This window comes from Streptomyces beigongshangae (assembly GCF_019710745.1).
In the GTDB taxonomy this organism is placed as follows: domain Bacteria; phylum Actinomycetota; class Actinomycetes; order Streptomycetales; family Streptomycetaceae; genus Streptomyces; species Streptomyces beigongshangae.
The window spans coordinates 153,267-168,142 of the sequence record NZ_JAHKJW010000018.1; the positions used below are offsets into that span (position 1 = coordinate 153,267).

Sequence of the window (14,876 nt, forward strand, 5' to 3'; positions counted from 1 at the left end):
CCGCGGTGACCGCCGTCACGGACCACACGGATCACACGGACCACACCGACCGGCCGGAGGACGACGACGAGGGGTGCGGCGGGGAGGCCGGCCGCAGGAAAGCCGGTCGCAGGGGGGCCGCTGTCGGTGGGCGCGACGGTGCTGCCGGTCCTGGCGCCGATGCCGGTGCCGGTCCCGGTGGTGGCGGGACCGGTGGTGGCGGGACCGGCGGCGGGGGTGGCGGCGGGGGTGGCGGCGCGGACGGTGCCGGCGCTGGGGACGGTGCCGGCGGGGATCCGGAGGACGGCTGGGACGACGGGCTGATCGCGCGGCGCGTGTCCGTCACGGCGGAGGGACAGGCGAAGCCCGTGCGGGAGACCGCGGTGGACCACCGGCCGTCCTCGGCGGCCCCCCTCGCGTACGACGGCCCGCTGCGGTCCCGCCTGGACGCGCTGCGCGAACTGACGGGCCTCTCCCGCGCACGGCTCGACAACCGGACCCTCGCCGAGGCGGGGCGCGTCCTGGACGAGGCGGCGGCCCGGCGCAGGCTCTCGGGGCAGCACACCGTCGTCGCCATCGCGGGAGCCACCGGCAGCGGCAAGTCGCAGCTCTTCAACGCGCTCGCCGGGGTGGCCATCTCGGAGACCGGGGTCCGCAGACCGACCACCGCCGCGCCCATCGCGTGCAGCTGGAGCGACGGTGCGGCGGGACTCATCGACCGGCTCGGCATCCCCGGCCGGCTGCGCCGCAGACCGCTGCAGAGCGCGGAGGCGGAGGCGCAGTTGCGCGGGCTCGTCCTGGTGGACCTGCCCGACCACGACTCGGCGGTCCTCCAGCACCGGGAGCACGTGGACCGCATCCTGGGACTGGTGGACGCCGTCATCTGGGTCGTCGACCCGGAGAAGTACGCCGACGCGGTCCTCCACGAGCGCTACCTGCGGCCCATGGCGGGCTACGCGGAGGTCTCCTTCGTGGTCCTCAACCAGGTCGACCGGCTGCCGGGAGAGGCCGCCGACCAGGTCCTCGACGACCTGCGGCGGCTGCTCGACGAGGACGGGATCGCGCTCGGCGAGTACGGCGAACCAGGCGCGACCGTCCTCGCCCTGTCCGCCCTCACCGGGGAGGGCATCGGCGAACTCCGGGAGGCGCTCGGCCACTTCGTGGCGGAACGGGGCGCCGCCGGCCGCCGGATCTCCGCCGACGTGGACGCGGCCGCGGTGCGGCTGTGGCCCGTGTACGCCAACCGGCGGCAGGCCGGGCTCAGCGAGGAGGCGCGCGACGAGTTCGCCGACCGGCTCGCCGACGCGGTCGGCGCCACGGCGGCGGGCGAGGCGGCCGAGCGCGCGTGGCGCCGCAACGCCAACCGCGCGTGCGGTACCCCCTGGCTGCGGCTGTGGCGCTGGTACCAGGACAGGTGCGAGCCGGCGACCGGACGGCTCGCCGTACGGGTGTACGACGACGAGGAGGTCACGGCGCGCCAGCGCGTCGAGCAGGCGGTGCGCACGGTGGCCGAGCAGGCGTCCGACGGGCTGCCCGCGCCCTGGGCCCAGGCGGTGCGCGAGGCGGCCGTACGGGGGTCGCAGGGCCTGTGCGAGGCACTGGACGAGCTGGCGGTCCGGGCCGGGACCCCGGTCGGGCGGCCGCCGCGGCCCGGCTGGTGGCCGGTTGCCGTGCTCGCACAGGCGTCCATGACCCTCCTCCAGGTCGTCGGCGGACTGTGGCTGCTGGGGCAGATCATCGGCCTCATGTCGCCGAACCTGGGCGTGCCCGTGCTGCTGATGGTCCTCGGCATCGTGGGAGGTCCCGGTGTCGAGTGGGCCTGCCGGCTGGCGGCGAACGGGCCGGCGCGGCGCTACGGGTACGACGCGGAACGGCGGTTGCGGGAGGCGGCGTCGGGGTGCGGCCGTGCGCGGGTCCTCGACCCGGTGGCGGCGGAGCTGTTGCGGTACCGGGAGGTGCGGGAGCAGTTCCTGCGGGTGACGGGGGCGGGCTGCGGTTGAGCGGTTCAGCGGAGGTTCTCGTTCGGGCGGCGGAGTTGTCCACAACGGGGCGGTGGCCCACAGGGCTCAGCGGGCTCGGGCCGGCGGAGGCAGTCTGTGGTCGTGGCGATCACGACGTGGTCGCGAGCGACGGCCGGGGACGGCCGGCGGACGCAGCCGCACGGGACGAGCCCGTGCGCATGTGGTGAGGGAGGGCTTCCGTGATGAACGAGACGATGGTGTGTGTGGTGGGGAACGTGGCTACGCAGCCCGTGTTCCGGGAGACGGCGGCAGGTCCGTCGGCGAGGTTCCGGCTCGCGGTCACGCAGCGGTACTGGGACCGCGAGAAGAACGCCTGGAAGGACGGGCACACCAACTTCTTCACGGTGTGGGCCAACCGGACGCTCGCGGCGAACGTGCAGGCGTCCGTGTCCCTGGGCGAACCGCTGGTGGTGCGCGGCAGGCTCAAGGTCCGGTCCGAGCAGCGCGACGGCCAGTCGTGGGCGGGGGCGGACATCGAGGCATCGGCGATCGGACACGATCTGGCGCGCGGCACCGCGGCGTTCCGGAGGACGGCGCACAGGGGTGACCACGCCTCCGAGCCCACCTCCGACCAGCCGTCCGACGCGGCCCCGGACCAGCCGTCGAGCCGGTTGCCGGGTCGGTCGCCGGGCCGCTCGTCGGGCCGCTCGCGGGACACGCCGTCCCGCCCGGAGCCCGGCTGGGAGGTGGAGCCGACGGATCAGGCCGGTGGAGCGGCTCATCGGCAGGAACCGGCCTTGGCTGGATGACGTGAGTGCAGACACCGGTTCCAGATCCGACCGAAGCGCGGCATACCGCCGAATGATCCCGAAGGATCCTATGGATTTGTCGACAAGTCTGGTCGATGCCCGGCTTCGGCGATAACGATTCCGAGTCGGATCACTCATCAGATGACATGACCGGGAAGGGAGATGCGCCCCGTCCTTAGGATGCCGGGCATGGCTCTCGGGGCCTCTGATCGCGCTGGTGGGACCGTAACCCTCCAGGCGGGCGGGCCCTGCTCGAAAGGGAATTCTGTGTTTTCTTCGTTCTCCGCGCCGTCCGTGCACGGGCGAGGTGCTACCGCCCGTCTGGCCGCGGTGGCGCTCGTGTCCGGGCTCGTCGCCGTGAGCGCCGTGGCGACCGCCGGTACGGCCGTCGCGGACGAACTCCCCCAGAACCAGGGCGGCGCGACCGCGACCGTAGGCGCGCTGAAGACGTCCGGTGCCGCCGTCATCCACGAGGACGACGGGGACAAGCAGGTGTCCGCGGGACTGTTCGAGATGTCCGTCGACAACGGCGGGACGCTGCAGACCTACTGCGTCGACATCTACAGCCCGACGCAGAAGGACGCCAAGTACCAGGAGACCCCCTGGAGCGGCACGTCGCTGAACGGGAACCCCGACGCCGGCCGGATCCGCTGGATCCTGCAGAACTCCTATCCACAGGTCAACGACCTCGCCACGCTGGCCGCGAAGGCGGGTGCGAGAGGCCTCACCGCGGAGGACGCGGCGGCCGGCACCCAGGTGGCCATCTGGCGCTACTCGGACGGCGCCGACGTGGAGGCCGTGGACCCGCAGGCGGAGAAGCTCGCCGACCACCTGCAGCGCAGCGCACGCGACCTCGGGGAGCCCGCGGCATCCCTGCGCCTGGACCCGCCCGCGGTCTCGGGGCGCCCCGGCGAACCGCTCGGCCCGGTGACCGTGCACACCGACGCGGCCGGTGTGACGGTGACGCCGCCCGCCGACGCCGCCACCAGCGGGGTGCGGATCGTCGACCGGGACGGCAAGGAGATCACTTCCGCGGTGGACGGCGGCGAGTTGTACTTCGACGTGCCCGACGACGCCGCGGACGGTTCGGCCGCGCTGACCGTGCAGGCATCGACCACCGTGCCGGTCGGGCGGGCCTTCGCCTCCGAGACCAGGAGCCAGACCCAGATCCTGGCCGGTTCCAGCGAGTCGACGGTCTCCGCGGCGGCGACCGCAAACTGGACCGCCACCGGAGCGATACCCGCGCTGTCGGCCGAGAAGAACTGCGCGGAGGGCGGTCTGGACGTCACCGCCGTCAACGAGGGCGACGAACCGGTCACCTTCGAGGTGGCGGGCTCCGAGCACACCGTCGAGGCCGGCGCGTCGAAGACCGTGACGGTCCCGTTGCAGGAGGACCAGGCGTACGACGTCACGGTCAGGGGACCGGGCGGCTACGAGAAGCGGTTCCAGGGCGTGCTCGACTGCCGGACGCAGAGCGCCGAGGGCGCCGGTGAGAGCGTCCAGACCCTGAACGAGCCCAGCCCCGCCACGGTGGGCGGCACCACCGCCACGACCGCGGACCTCGCCGAGACCGGAGCGTCGAGCGCCACACCGGTGATAGCCGGGGTCGCGATCGGCCTGGTCCTGATCGGCGGCGCCGCGGTGCTCGTCCTCCGCAAGAAGGCACAGTCCAAGGACTGACCGCGGCCCGTCGAACCGTCCGGTGGTGGCGGGACTCAGACGGCCGGGTGCGGCGCCCGGGTCCGCAGCCGGCGCGCGAGCAGGCCGATCAGCGCGGCGTTGACCAGCCCGGCCAGCACCACACCGGCGGAGAAGACCAGCGGGCTCAGCCCGCTGGGCAGGGCGTGCTCCACGGGTGCCGCCGCCATGACGGCGAGGATGCCGAGCGGCGCGGTGGCCATCATCGGCCAGATCCCGGCGAACCCCGGGTCCGGCGACAGGTACACGGCGTACAGGAAGAACACCAGCGCCGCCGCGACCAGGGCGAGGTATCCGCGGGCGGGCCGGTTGTCCACGGCGGGCGCGAGCAGCCGGCGCAGACGCGGGGCAAGGGAGTGGGAGACAGGCGTCATCGAGGTTCCTTCGGGTCCGTCCGGATCGGTCAGCCCAACGATGGCCTGAAGGACGCGCCCGGGCATGAGTACCGGTACTCACCGGCAGGACGGCGGTACTCACCACGAGCGGCCAGGACCGCAGCACGAAGGAGGGACCTCGGACCACTCCGGGTCCCCTGTTCCAAGGCGCCTCCGACGGCTGGGCAAATGACCGGCGTTCGCTTGCACAGCCACTTCGAATACGTCTGGTCAGGGCCAGGAGCCCAGCGTGTGGACTGTCAGGAGAACGCAGAGCGTCAGCTGCACCGCCCCGATGGCCCGGTGCCCGATCCGCAGCAGCACGACGGCCGTCACGCCGACCGCCAGGGTCAGGGCGCCGAAGCCGAGTACCGGTGCCCAGTCCGGGGGCGGCACTCTCGTCGCTGCCGGCCCGGCGCCGGTGCCCGTCCGGCCCAGTCCCCGGACGGCGAGCACGATGCCGACCAGCAGCCCGGCCGCCCCGTCCGCCACCAGGACGAGAAGCAGGAGACAACCTGCGGTGAGGGCTCCCTCCGTGCTGGAGGGCTGCTTGTCGCCGAGTCCGGGCATGTCTCGACGATCTCCCGGAACCCACCCCTTCGAAGGCGCCGTCGCTGATTCGCAACCCAGGCGTACTCCGCTCTTCACGGACCACGGCCTGCTCGGCGAGCGCCCGAATCCTTGCGTGCGAGCGGTTGGCAGCCCGCTGACCAGCGAACAGCGTCCCCTCTCGCGCTCAGCGGGGAATCGCACGGTGCCGCCGGTACCGCCGGTGCCGCGGTAGCCCTTGCCGAGCCAGCACTCCACCCCGACTGCCTCCAAAGCGTCGATGATGCCGTGGGTCCACGCGGCCCCGATGCCGTGGACCGCTCCGGACAGGGCGGGGATGCCCGCAGCAGTCCTCCGGGGCCGACCGGCGGTGACGGTCGAGCCGTGGTCGCCCGCGGTGAAACGCCAGGTCAGGTGACCTCCGCCATACGCGTTTCCCCCGAGGGGTGGCGGTGCGGCAAGATGGGGTGTATCTGCCCACTGCCGATTTCAAGCGTCCGGACGGTTTCTCTTGGCTGAGTTCATTTACACCATGCGCAAGACGCGCAAGGCGCACGGCGACAAGGTGATTCTCGATGACGTCACCCTGAACTTCCTGCCGGGAGCGAAGATCGGCGTCGTCGGTCCGAACGGTGCCGGCAAGTCGACCGTACTGAAGATCATGGCGGGGATCGAGCAGCCGTCGAACGGTGACGCGTTCCTGTCGCCCGGCTTCAGCGTCGGCATCCTCATGCAGGAGCCGGAGCTGGACGAGACCAAGACGGTCCTGGAGAACGTCCAGGACGGCGCGGCCGAGCTCATGGGCAAGCTCAACCGTTTCAACGAGGTCGCCGAGCTGATGGCGACCGACTACTCGGACGCGCTGATGGAGGAGATGGGCAAGCTCCAGGACGACCTGGACCACGCCAACGCCTGGGACCTCGACGCGCAGCTGGAGCAGGCCATGGACGCGCTGGGCTGCCCGCCCGGCGACTGGCCGGTCACCAACCTCTCCGGCGGCGAGAAGCGCCGCGTCGCGCTCTGCAAGCTGCTGATCGAGGCGCCGGACCTGCTCCTCCTCGACGAGCCCACCAACCACCTCGACGCCGAGTCGGTGAACTGGCTGGAGCAGCACCTCCAGAAGTACGCGGGCGCCGTCGTCGCCGTCACGCACGACCGGTACTTCCTGAACAACGTCGCCGAGTGGATCCTCGAACTGGACCGCGGCCGCGCGATCCCCTACGAGGGCAACTACTCCACGTACCTCGACAAGAAGGCCACCCGCCTCAAGGTCGAGGGCCGCAAGGACGAGAAGCGCGCCAAGCGGCTCAAGGAAGAGCTGGAGTGGGTCCGGTCCAACGCCAAGGGCCGCCAGACCAAGTCCAAGGCGCGCCTCGCCCGGTACGAGGAGATGGCGGCCGAGGCCGACAAGATGCGGAAGCTGGACTTCGAGGAGATCCAGATCCCGCCGGGGCCGCGGCTCGGTTCCATCGTGGTCGAGGTGAACAACCTCTCCAAGGCGTTCGGCGACAAGGTCCTGATCGACGACCTCAGCTTCACGCTGCCGCGCAACGGCATCGTCGGGGTCATCGGCCCGAACGGCGCCGGCAAGACCACGCTCTTCAAGATGATCCAGGGCCTGGAGACCCCGGACTCCGGTGCGATCAAGGTCGGCGACACCGTCAAGATCAGCTACGTCGACCAGAGCCGCGCCAACATCGACCCCAAGAAGACGCTGTGGGCCGTCGTCTCCGACGAGCTCGACTACATCAACGTCGGCCAGGTCGAGATGCCGTCACGGGCCTACGTCTCCGCCTTCGGTTTCAAGGGCCCGGACCAGCAGAAGCCTGCCGGTGTCCTCTCCGGCGGTGAGCGCAACCGCCTGAACCTGGCGCTCACCCTCAAGGAGGGCGGCAACCTGCTGCTCCTCGACGAGCCCACCAACGACCTCGACGTGGAGACCCTGTCGTCGCTCGAGAACGCGCTGCTGGAGTTCCCCGGCGCGGCCGTGGTCATCTCCCACGACCGCTGGTTCCTGGACCGGGTCGCGACGCACATCCTCGCGTACGAGGGTGAGTCGAAGTGGTACTGGTTCGAGGGCAACTTCGAGTCGTACGAGAAGAACAAGATCGAGCGGCTCGGACCGGACGCCGCGCGTCCGCACCGCGCCACCTACAAGAAGCTGACCCGGGGCTGATCCGTCTTGCGGCACATCTACCGCTGCCCGCTGCGCTGGGCGGACATGGACGCGTACGGCCACATCAACAACGTGGTCTTCCTCCGCTACCTGGAGGAGGCGCGGATCGACTTCCTGTTCCGCCCGGACAAGGATTTCCAGCAGGGGTCCGTGGTGGCGCGCCATGAGATCGACTACAAGCAGCAGCTCGTCCACCGGCACACACCGGTGGACATCGAGCTGTGGGTCACGCAGATAAGGGCGGCGTCCTTCACCGTCGACTACGAGGTCAAGGACCCGGACCAGGTGTACGTCCGGGCGCGGACGGTCATCGTGCCGTTCGACTTCGAGGCCCAGCGACCGCGTCGTATCACCGCCGAGGAACGCGCGTTCCTGGAGGAGTACACCGACGACGAGGACGCCGGGAGCGGCAAGGCCGACAAGGGCGACAAGGTCGATGCCGCCGGGGCCGTCGCCGCATGACGGCCCTGCACCTCGACGACGCGGGGGAGGCGGCGGATCTCGCCGCCTTCCTGGCCCGGCTGATCCACTACGACCGGGCGGCCGCGGTGCGGCTCCAGGCGTCGGGGACGACACTCGCGGTGTTCGGCCGGCCACCGTCCTTCGAGGTGCTCGCGATCCGTACGGCACGACTCGCCAAGCCGTACGAGAAAGGGCTGGACCTCACCCTCGACATGACGGTCTCGGCCGGTGAGCTCCTGGAGGCCCTCGACGAGCCGGCGGCCACGGCGGCCGTGCCCGCCGCCGTCACCGGACCGCCGTGGGCCGGGGTGCTGCCACCCCGCGGCGGCTGGCGGCCCGAGCCGGGGCTGCCCGCGCCCGACGCCGTACGCGCCGCGGTGGCAGCGGTGGTCGCCGAGTTCCGGGCGCGGACGGACGGACTGGCGCCCGGGGAGCGTACGCGGGCCGCGCTCGACCGGATCGGGCGGGAGATCTGGTCCCGGCCGGTCGGGGACACCGCCCTTCCGGTACGGGCCGCCCACGCGGCCCAGTCGCTGGGCTTCCTCAGGCCCGCGCGTCCCGGCATGTCAGATGTGTCCGACGCGTCCGATGTGTCCGACGCGTCCGACGGGGGTGCGCTGCGGCTGCTGTCGTCGGGCGTGTGGCTCAGGCTGCGCACGCCGTACGGGTCGGTCGCCGTGCGCAGGACGGGGTCCGGGGCGGGGCTCGGGACACTGGGCGTCAGCGTTCGCTGAGCGTCGCTCCGGCTTCCGTGCCGGCCCATCCGTCGCCGAGGGGCCGGCCGGTGAGCCCTCAGCTGTGGTGGCACCGGTCATCCCAGATCTGCGGCGATGCTCCCAGAGGGGGTGTGGCCGGATCGTGACCGGGATCCGGCGACGCGCGACCGGAATACGCGCGTCAGCCGGTGCCGTTCATCCCGTGCCGTTCAGCCCTCGGTGTTGACCATCGAAGCCGCCGCGTACGTCAGGTAGTTCCACAGCGTGTGCTCGTGCTCCTCGGAGAGACCGAGTTCGTCCACGGCGACCCGCATGTGCTTCAGCCAGGCGTCGTGGGCCGCGCGGTCGACGGCGAAGGGAGCGTGACGCATCCGCAACCGGGGGTGGCCGCGGCTCTCGCTGTACGTGGTCGGACCGCCCCAGTACTGGATCAGGAACCGGGTGAAGCGCTCCTCGGCCGGGCCCAGGTCCTCCTCGGGATACATGGGCCGCAGCAGCGGGTCCTCGGCGACACCCTCGTAGAACCGGTGCACCAGGCGCCGGAAGGTCTCCTCGCCGCCGACCTGCTCGTAGAAGGTCTGCTCCTGCAGCGTGCCGCGCCGTATCTCTTTCACACCGTCCATGGTCTCAGACGGGCCGACCGGGGACCGGAGGCTTAGGACCATCGAAGAAGGGGTTCCGGATTTCGCGCCCGGCGCTCGCCTCGCGGCCCGTCCCGCAGCACAGTGGAGACATGGGCACGCGCGCCGGCGACCACGGGCTCGACGACCTCGCCGCCACGGCGCGGGCGGCGCTGGTGCGCGAGATCGACGCGAGCGGCGCCTGGGACGCCGACCCGGTCTGGCGCGGGGCCTTCGAGGCGGTCCCGCGCCATCTCTTCGTGCCGTACTACTACGTGGGCGTACGGGGCGGCTACGAGCGCAGATGGGGCGAGGACCCCAGCCCGCGCCGGCGCGAGGAGTGGCTGCGCGGGGCGTACGAGGACGTCCCGCTGGCCACCCGAGTGCGCGACGGCGAACTGGTGTCGTCCAGCAGCCAGCCGTCCCTGATGGCGAGGATGCTGGTCGAGCTGGACCCGGGGGACGGGGACGCCGTCCTGGAGATCGGCGCCGGCACCGGCTACAACGCGGCCCTGCTCGCGCACCGGCTGGGTGACGAGCGGGTCACCACGGTCGACCTGGACCCGGAGATCACCGAGTCCGCCCGGCGCCACCTGGCCGCCGCGGGCCACCGCCCGGCCGTCGTCACCGGCGACGGGGCGCGGGGCTGTCCCGAGCGCGCCCCCTTCGACCGCGTCATCGCGACCTGCACGCTCAGCTCGATACCGCGCCCCTGGCTGGGGCAGTGCCGCCCGGGCGCCCGGATCCTCGCGCCGTTCGCCACCGGCCTCGTCGTCCTGCGCGTACGGGACGCCGGGCACGCCGAGGGCCGCTTCCTGCACACGCCCGCCTACTTCGTGCCCCTGCGGGGCGGCCCGCGGTGCGAGCGCGAGGGTCCGGACGCGCGCCCGGAGAGCCTGCCGCGCCGGGTCGGGGGGCACGAACTCTTCCGGTTCCTGCTGACCCTGACGGCGGGCTGTCTCACCCCGGAGGAGGCGTTCGCACTGTGGGAGCGCGCGGGGCACCCGCCACGCGAGCGGTACGGGATCACGGTCGGCGACGGCCGTGCGTGGGCGTGGCTGGACGACCCGCGGGGACCGCACACCTGGCCCCTGCCCTGATGCCCTGACCGGTCCCCGGCGTCGGCCGCCCGTCACCCTTCGTCTGTCGCCTGTCGCCTGTCGCCTGTCGCCTGTCGCCTGTCGCCCGTCGCCCGTCGTCCGTCGCCCGTCGTTCCGGCTAGCCGCGCCGGATCGTGATCGTCGTCCAGGCACCCACGTGGACCCGGTCGCCGTCCTGGAGCGGCACCGGCACGAAGGGCTGGATGGGCTCCTCGGCGCCGTTGACCGTGGTGCCGTTGGTGGAGTTCTGGTCGACGACGGCCCAGCCGCCGTCCGGCTGCTGGACGAGGACCGCGTGCTGGTGCGAGACGCCCGGGTCCTCCGGCGGCACCGACAGGTCGATGTCCGGGGTGTCGCCGGTGGAGTGCCGGCGGCGGCCGATCGTGAGCTGGTTGCCGCTGAGCGGACGCTGCTGCTCCGGCGAGTACGCGGGCAGGTTCAGGCCCGCGGCCTCCGGCCCCGACCGCTGCATCATCGCCATGAAGTACTCACGGTCGGGGGCGATCGTGATGCTCCAGGCGAGCGGCTGTTGCTGCTGCCGGTACCCGGGGGGCGCCTGCGTCGAGCCGGGCGGCGGATAGCCGTAGCCGCCGCCCTGGCCGCCACCGGGACCGGGCGGGCCACCGGGGCCGGGGCCGTTCGGGCCGCCGGACGCCGGAGGCGAGATCACCCAGTCGTCCTCGCCGCCCCCGAAGGACGGGCCGCCCGGTGCCTGCGGGCGCCCGGTCTCCTGCGGGTACCCGGGCGGAGCGGACGGACCGGCCTGCTGGAACCCCTGCGGGCCGCCGGGAGCACCGGGGCCGTTCGGGCCGCCGCCGGGACCGCCGTATCCGCCGCCGGGGCCGCCCGGACCTCCGGGGCCACCGACAGGACCACCCGGTCCGCCTGGTCCGCCCGGACCGCCAGGTCCGCCGAACCCACCGGGTCCGCCGGGGCCCGTGCCGCCGGGGCCCTGCTGCGGGACGGGTCGCGAGGGGCCGCCGGGGAAGCCCTGGGAGGGCTCGCCGTAGGGCGGGATGGGCTCCGCGGGCCGGTTCACCTGGGAGGGCCGGGAGCTCTGGTAGTCGAATCCGCCGTGGGTGGGACCGGGCTGTCCGGGCGGCGGCTGCTGGAAGCGGGGCGCCGGGTTCTGGCCGCCGGGACCGCCGGGGCCGGGACCGGTGGGACGCGGCGCGGCCGGGGTGTACGAGGTCGCGGTGTTCGTCAGGAAGTTCCACCGGCACTGCTCGCAGAACGGCGCCCCGCCCTCACGCGGGGTGCGGCACTGCGGGCACAGCTCGGCCTCGGGCGCCGGGTCCGGCACCGCGGAGAGATGGGGACGTCCGCCCGGGCCGGGCGGCGGGGGCGAACCGGGGGGCGGATAGCCGTAACCGGCCGCCGGGGGCGGCGGCGGAGGCGGCGGGGGCACGGCACCGGCCATGCGGTGACCGCAGACCTCGCACCAGTCGTCGGAACCCGACTGGTGTCCGTTCGGGCAGGTCGGCATGTCGGCGCTTCCCCCTCTCCTGTTCCGGCCACCAAGGACCGTAAGACGTGTACAAGACGTGCGTTACCGTGCGCGTGCTGCCTGCGGACCGCTTCCGTGTCGCTCCCGTACCGCTTCCGTACCGTTACGCACGGTGCGCGGCCCGCTCTGCTTCTGCGCTGCTGCTTCTCTGCTGTTTTCTGCTTCTGTTCTGCTACTTCTTCACGCGAACGGTTTTGGTGGACCGTGTCTCGAGAGTCATCTCGTCGGCCTCCGCGACCTTCGCCTTCAATCGCACAGTACCCGCCGCGGCATCGACCACGTCCACCACCTTCGCAAGCAGTTTCGCCGTATCCGCGTTTCCCGAGGCACTGGCGAGCTGGACCGCGCGGCCCAGTTTGGCCGTCGCCCCGTCGTCATCCCCCGCTTTGCGGGCATCCAGACCCTGCTGGATGACCTGCGCCAGTTCGGCCTGGCCTGTGTAATGCGCCACTTGCGGGTTGATCGACGTCGACGCCGCCATGTCGTCGGTCCACACGGCCCGTACGAGCCCCTGCGCGCCCAGGTTGTGGACGGTGCCGTCGCCCTGCGGGACCACCAGGGAGACCCGGGCGGCGAGCATCTCCTGGCCGAGTCCGGCCTCGGGCACCTCGACGCACACGTGGTAGTCGCGGGACTCGTCGCCCCAGGAACCGGTGGGGTAGTCGCCGGCGCGCGGGCCCGCCTCGACACGGCGGTCGGTCAGCTGCTCGACCGTCGGCGCGACCTGCTTGACGAACTTGACGGAGGTGCCGACCGGGGTCCACAGCCGCAGCGCGACGTCCGCGACCTCCTTGCCCATGGCCGTCTCCATCATCTGCGTGAAGTCGGCGGCCAGGCCCGCCGGGTCGGCCACGATGTCGGCGGTGCCGAGCAGCGCGGACGCGACGGACGTGACCTCCTTGACTTCCCAGTCCGTGCCGACGCCCCGCGCGTCGCAGGTGAAGCGGCCCGCGCAGGCGTCCAGGGCCGCCTTCAGATCCTCGGGCGACTCGTGTTCGTTGCGGCCGTCGGTGAGCACGATGCCGTGCCGGATGGCGACGTCCGCCGAGGAGAGCAGGCGGTCGGCCAGCCGCAGCCAGGTGCCGATCGCGGTACCGCCGCCCGCGCTGAGCCGGCGCAGCGCCTGCTTCGCCGCGTCGCGGGTCCGCGCGTCGGCCACGGCGAGCCCGCCGTCGCCGGGGTAGACCTCCTTGGCCACGTGCGTCCCGGCGATCACCGCGAAGCGCACGCCGTCGCGCAGCGCGTCGACCGCGGCGGCGGTCGCGTCCCGGGCGCCGCGCATCTTGGTCGGCGGGTAGTCCATGGACCCGGAGCAGTCGACCATGATCGCCACGGCCGCGTCCGGTCCCTGTCCCGGCGTGTACAGGTGGGGTGCCGCGACGGCACTCCCGACCGTGCCGCCGCCCGTGGAGGTGACCGTCACGATCGCGTTGACCTCGCGGCCGCCCTCCGGCAGGTACTCGTTCTGGTAGACCTCCACCGAGAACTGCGGCACGTTCGACTTCGAGAAATTGGCCATGCCTTCTCTGCTCCCCCTCAGGACTCCCACGCCCGGGGCGTGGGTGGTGTCGGTAGGCGGACCGGTCCCCTCCGGCCCTGGCCGTGCCGAGGCCACTACCTTTTCGTACCGCTTGGGCCTCTTAGGCCGATCCTGCCCCCTGCGGTGGCGCCGGGAACGGAAGGACCGCCACTGTTACGTTGTCGTGGCCCCCGCCGTCCAGGGCGTGGCCCACCAGGACCCGGGCGCTGTGCAGCGGCCGGTCCGCGGCGTCGGCCGGGACGACCTCGGCCATCTCCCCGGCGCCCTCGGCGTAGTTCCACAGGCCGTCGGTGCACACGATCACCACACCCGGCCGGTCCGGCTTGAAGGAGGCGGTGTGCGGCTCCAGTTCGTACGCGTCCGCCCCGAGCCAGCCCGTGATGGCGTGGGCGCGGTCGTCCGCGTACGCCTCCGCCTCGCTCATCAGGCCCGCGGCTACCATCTGGGCCGCCCAGGAGTCGTCCTCGGTGAGCCGGGCCGGCGGTGACGAGCGGTCCACCGGCACCCAGTAGGCGCGGCTGTCGCCGACCCAGCCGATGATCAGCAGGCCGGAGGTGACGACGGCGCCGACGAGGGTGCAGGCCGGGGCGTTGACGTGCGGCTGGTGCTCGTGGTCCGCCGGGGTCCGGTCCGCCAGGGAGTTGACCGCCCCGGAGGCCGCGAGGATCGCGTCGTGCATGGCCTGTTGCGGGTGTGTGCCGCGGGGGAGGGCCGCCAGGAGCGACTCGCCCGCCGCACGGGAGGCGGCCAGGGACGCCTCGTCGGGGCGGGTCGCCGAGGACACGCCGTCGCAGACGATCGCGACGACCGCGGGAGAGCCGTCGGACAGCGTGGTCGAGGACACGCTGAAGGCGTCCTCGTTGCGGTGGTGGCGCAGACCGCGGTCGCTGACCGCGGCGACCGCCTCCAGCTCCTGCTCCATGTGGTCGCGCTCGCGCGGCTGCGCGTGCCCGCAGTTCTCGCAGTAGCCGTCCCGGTCGACCTGGCCCGCGCGGCACGCCACGCAGACCCTGAGGCCCGCGGGGGGCGCCGCGGGGCCGGCCGCGCGCGGATCGGCCGGCGGCATCTCACCCGGTGGCATCCCGCCCGGTGGCACCTCGGGTGGCAGCGGAGCGGCGAGCGGGTACTCGTCCGGCTCCGCCGACGCACGGGCCGGCGCGTGGGCCGCGGCCTGGGCCGGAGCCTGCGTCGGGGCGTGGGTCGGCGCCTGCATCGGCGCGTGCGCCGGTGGTTGCGCCGTCGGTGGGACGGACGGCCGGGCCGGCGGCTGCGCGGGCGGTTGGACGTGCGGTTGGACATGAGGCTGCGCGTGCGGCGGGACCGGCGGCTGCGCGGAGTGCGGGCCCGGGGGCGGGACGACTGGCGCGGCGCGCGGTGGAGCGGCG

13 protein-coding genes and 1 pseudogene are annotated in these 14,876 nt (G+C 73.0%); 7 read left to right on the forward strand and 7 right to left on the reverse strand.

Annotated features, from left to right (window positions below; translation table 11 throughout):
- Positions 1-5: 5 nt before the first annotated feature.
- From KM933_RS16565 to KM933_RS16575, 3 genes are all read left to right on the forward strand, one after another.
- Positions 6-1,979, forward strand: coding sequence for a YfjP family GTPase (locus KM933_RS16565; protein ID WP_221352848.1), 1,974 nt, complete (start codon positions 6-8; stop codon positions 1,977-1,979).
- Positions 1,980-2,182: 203 nt separating this feature from the next.
- Positions 2,183-2,749: a single-stranded DNA-binding protein gene (locus KM933_RS16570; protein WP_221352850.1), complete on the forward strand. Its 567-nt coding sequence runs from the start codon at positions 2,183-2,185 to the stop codon at positions 2,747-2,749.
- Positions 2,750-3,016: 267 nt separating this feature from the next.
- Positions 3,017-4,429: a TQXA domain-containing protein gene (locus KM933_RS16575; RefSeq protein ID WP_308013424.1), complete on the forward strand. Its 1,413-nt coding sequence runs from the start codon at positions 3,017-3,019 to the stop codon at positions 4,427-4,429.
- 35 nt (positions 4,430-4,464) lie between these two features.
- Here KM933_RS16575 and KM933_RS16580 read toward each other — a convergent pair whose 3' ends face one another.
- The 3 genes and pseudogenes from KM933_RS16580 to KM933_RS39380 all read right to left on the reverse strand — a co-directional run.
- Positions 4,465-4,821, reverse strand: coding sequence for an SCO4225 family membrane protein (locus tag KM933_RS16580; RefSeq protein ID WP_221352854.1), 357 nt, complete (start codon positions 4,819-4,821; stop codon positions 4,465-4,467).
- A 231-nt stretch (positions 4,822-5,052) separates the two neighbouring features.
- Positions 5,053-5,391, reverse strand: a complete 339-nt coding sequence (locus KM933_RS16585; RefSeq protein ID WP_221352855.1) for an inner-membrane translocator — start codon at positions 5,389-5,391, stop codon at positions 5,053-5,055.
- Positions 5,392-5,473: 82 nt separating this feature from the next.
- Positions 5,474-5,706: pseudogene (locus KM933_RS39380) on the reverse strand (IS5/IS1182 family transposase); the annotation flags it as partial.
- A 175-nt stretch (positions 5,707-5,881) separates the two neighbouring features.
- On the opposite strand from KM933_RS39380, the gene ettA reads away from it, so the two are divergent.
- Genes ettA through KM933_RS16600 form a run of 3 tightly spaced genes read left to right on the forward strand, consistent with a single transcriptional unit; the run spans position 5,882 to position 8,742 of the window.
- Positions 5,882-7,546, forward strand: coding sequence for an energy-dependent translational throttle protein EttA (ettA, locus tag KM933_RS16590; RefSeq protein ID WP_221352857.1), 1,665 nt, complete (start codon positions 5,882-5,884; stop codon positions 7,544-7,546).
- A 6-nt stretch (positions 7,547-7,552) separates the two neighbouring features.
- Entirely contained in the window at positions 7,553-8,008 is a 456-nt protein-coding gene (locus KM933_RS16595) for an acyl-CoA thioesterase (RefSeq protein ID WP_221352859.1), read from the forward strand.
- Entirely contained in the window at positions 8,005-8,742 is a 738-nt protein-coding gene (locus KM933_RS16600) for a DUF8010 domain-containing protein (RefSeq protein ID WP_221352860.1), read from the forward strand. The genes KM933_RS16595 and KM933_RS16600 overlap by 4 nt, the downstream gene beginning before the upstream one ends.
- Before the next feature lie 191 nt (positions 8,743-8,933).
- Here KM933_RS16600 and KM933_RS16605 read toward each other — a convergent pair whose 3' ends face one another.
- Complete coding sequence (locus KM933_RS16605; RefSeq protein WP_221352862.1) at positions 8,934-9,347, reverse strand: globin; 414 nt, start codon at positions 9,345-9,347, stop codon at positions 8,934-8,936.
- 110 nt (positions 9,348-9,457) lie between these two features.
- Here KM933_RS16605 and KM933_RS16610 point away from each other — a divergent pair, with 110 nt between their 5' ends.
- Positions 9,458-10,444, forward strand: a complete 987-nt coding sequence (locus KM933_RS16610; protein ID WP_221352864.1) for a methyltransferase domain-containing protein — start codon at positions 9,458-9,460, stop codon at positions 10,442-10,444.
- Between the two features lie 118 nt (positions 10,445-10,562).
- Here KM933_RS16610 and KM933_RS16615 read toward each other — a convergent pair whose 3' ends face one another.
- From KM933_RS16615 to KM933_RS16625, 3 genes are all read right to left on the reverse strand, one after another.
- Complete coding sequence (locus tag KM933_RS16615) at positions 10,563-11,930, reverse strand: FHA domain-containing protein (protein ID WP_221352866.1); 1,368 nt, start codon at positions 11,928-11,930, stop codon at positions 10,563-10,565.
- A 193-nt stretch (positions 11,931-12,123) separates the two neighbouring features.
- The gene (locus KM933_RS16620; protein WP_221352868.1) at positions 12,124-13,470 is read right to left on the reverse strand and encodes a vWA domain-containing protein; all 1,347 of its coding nucleotides are present in this window, start codon (positions 13,468-13,470) and stop codon (positions 12,124-12,126) included.
- 121 nt (positions 13,471-13,591) lie between these two features.
- Positions 13,592-14,876 (reverse strand): PP2C family protein-serine/threonine phosphatase (locus tag KM933_RS16625; protein WP_260333642.1); only part of this gene is annotated, 1,285 nt, incomplete at its 5' end.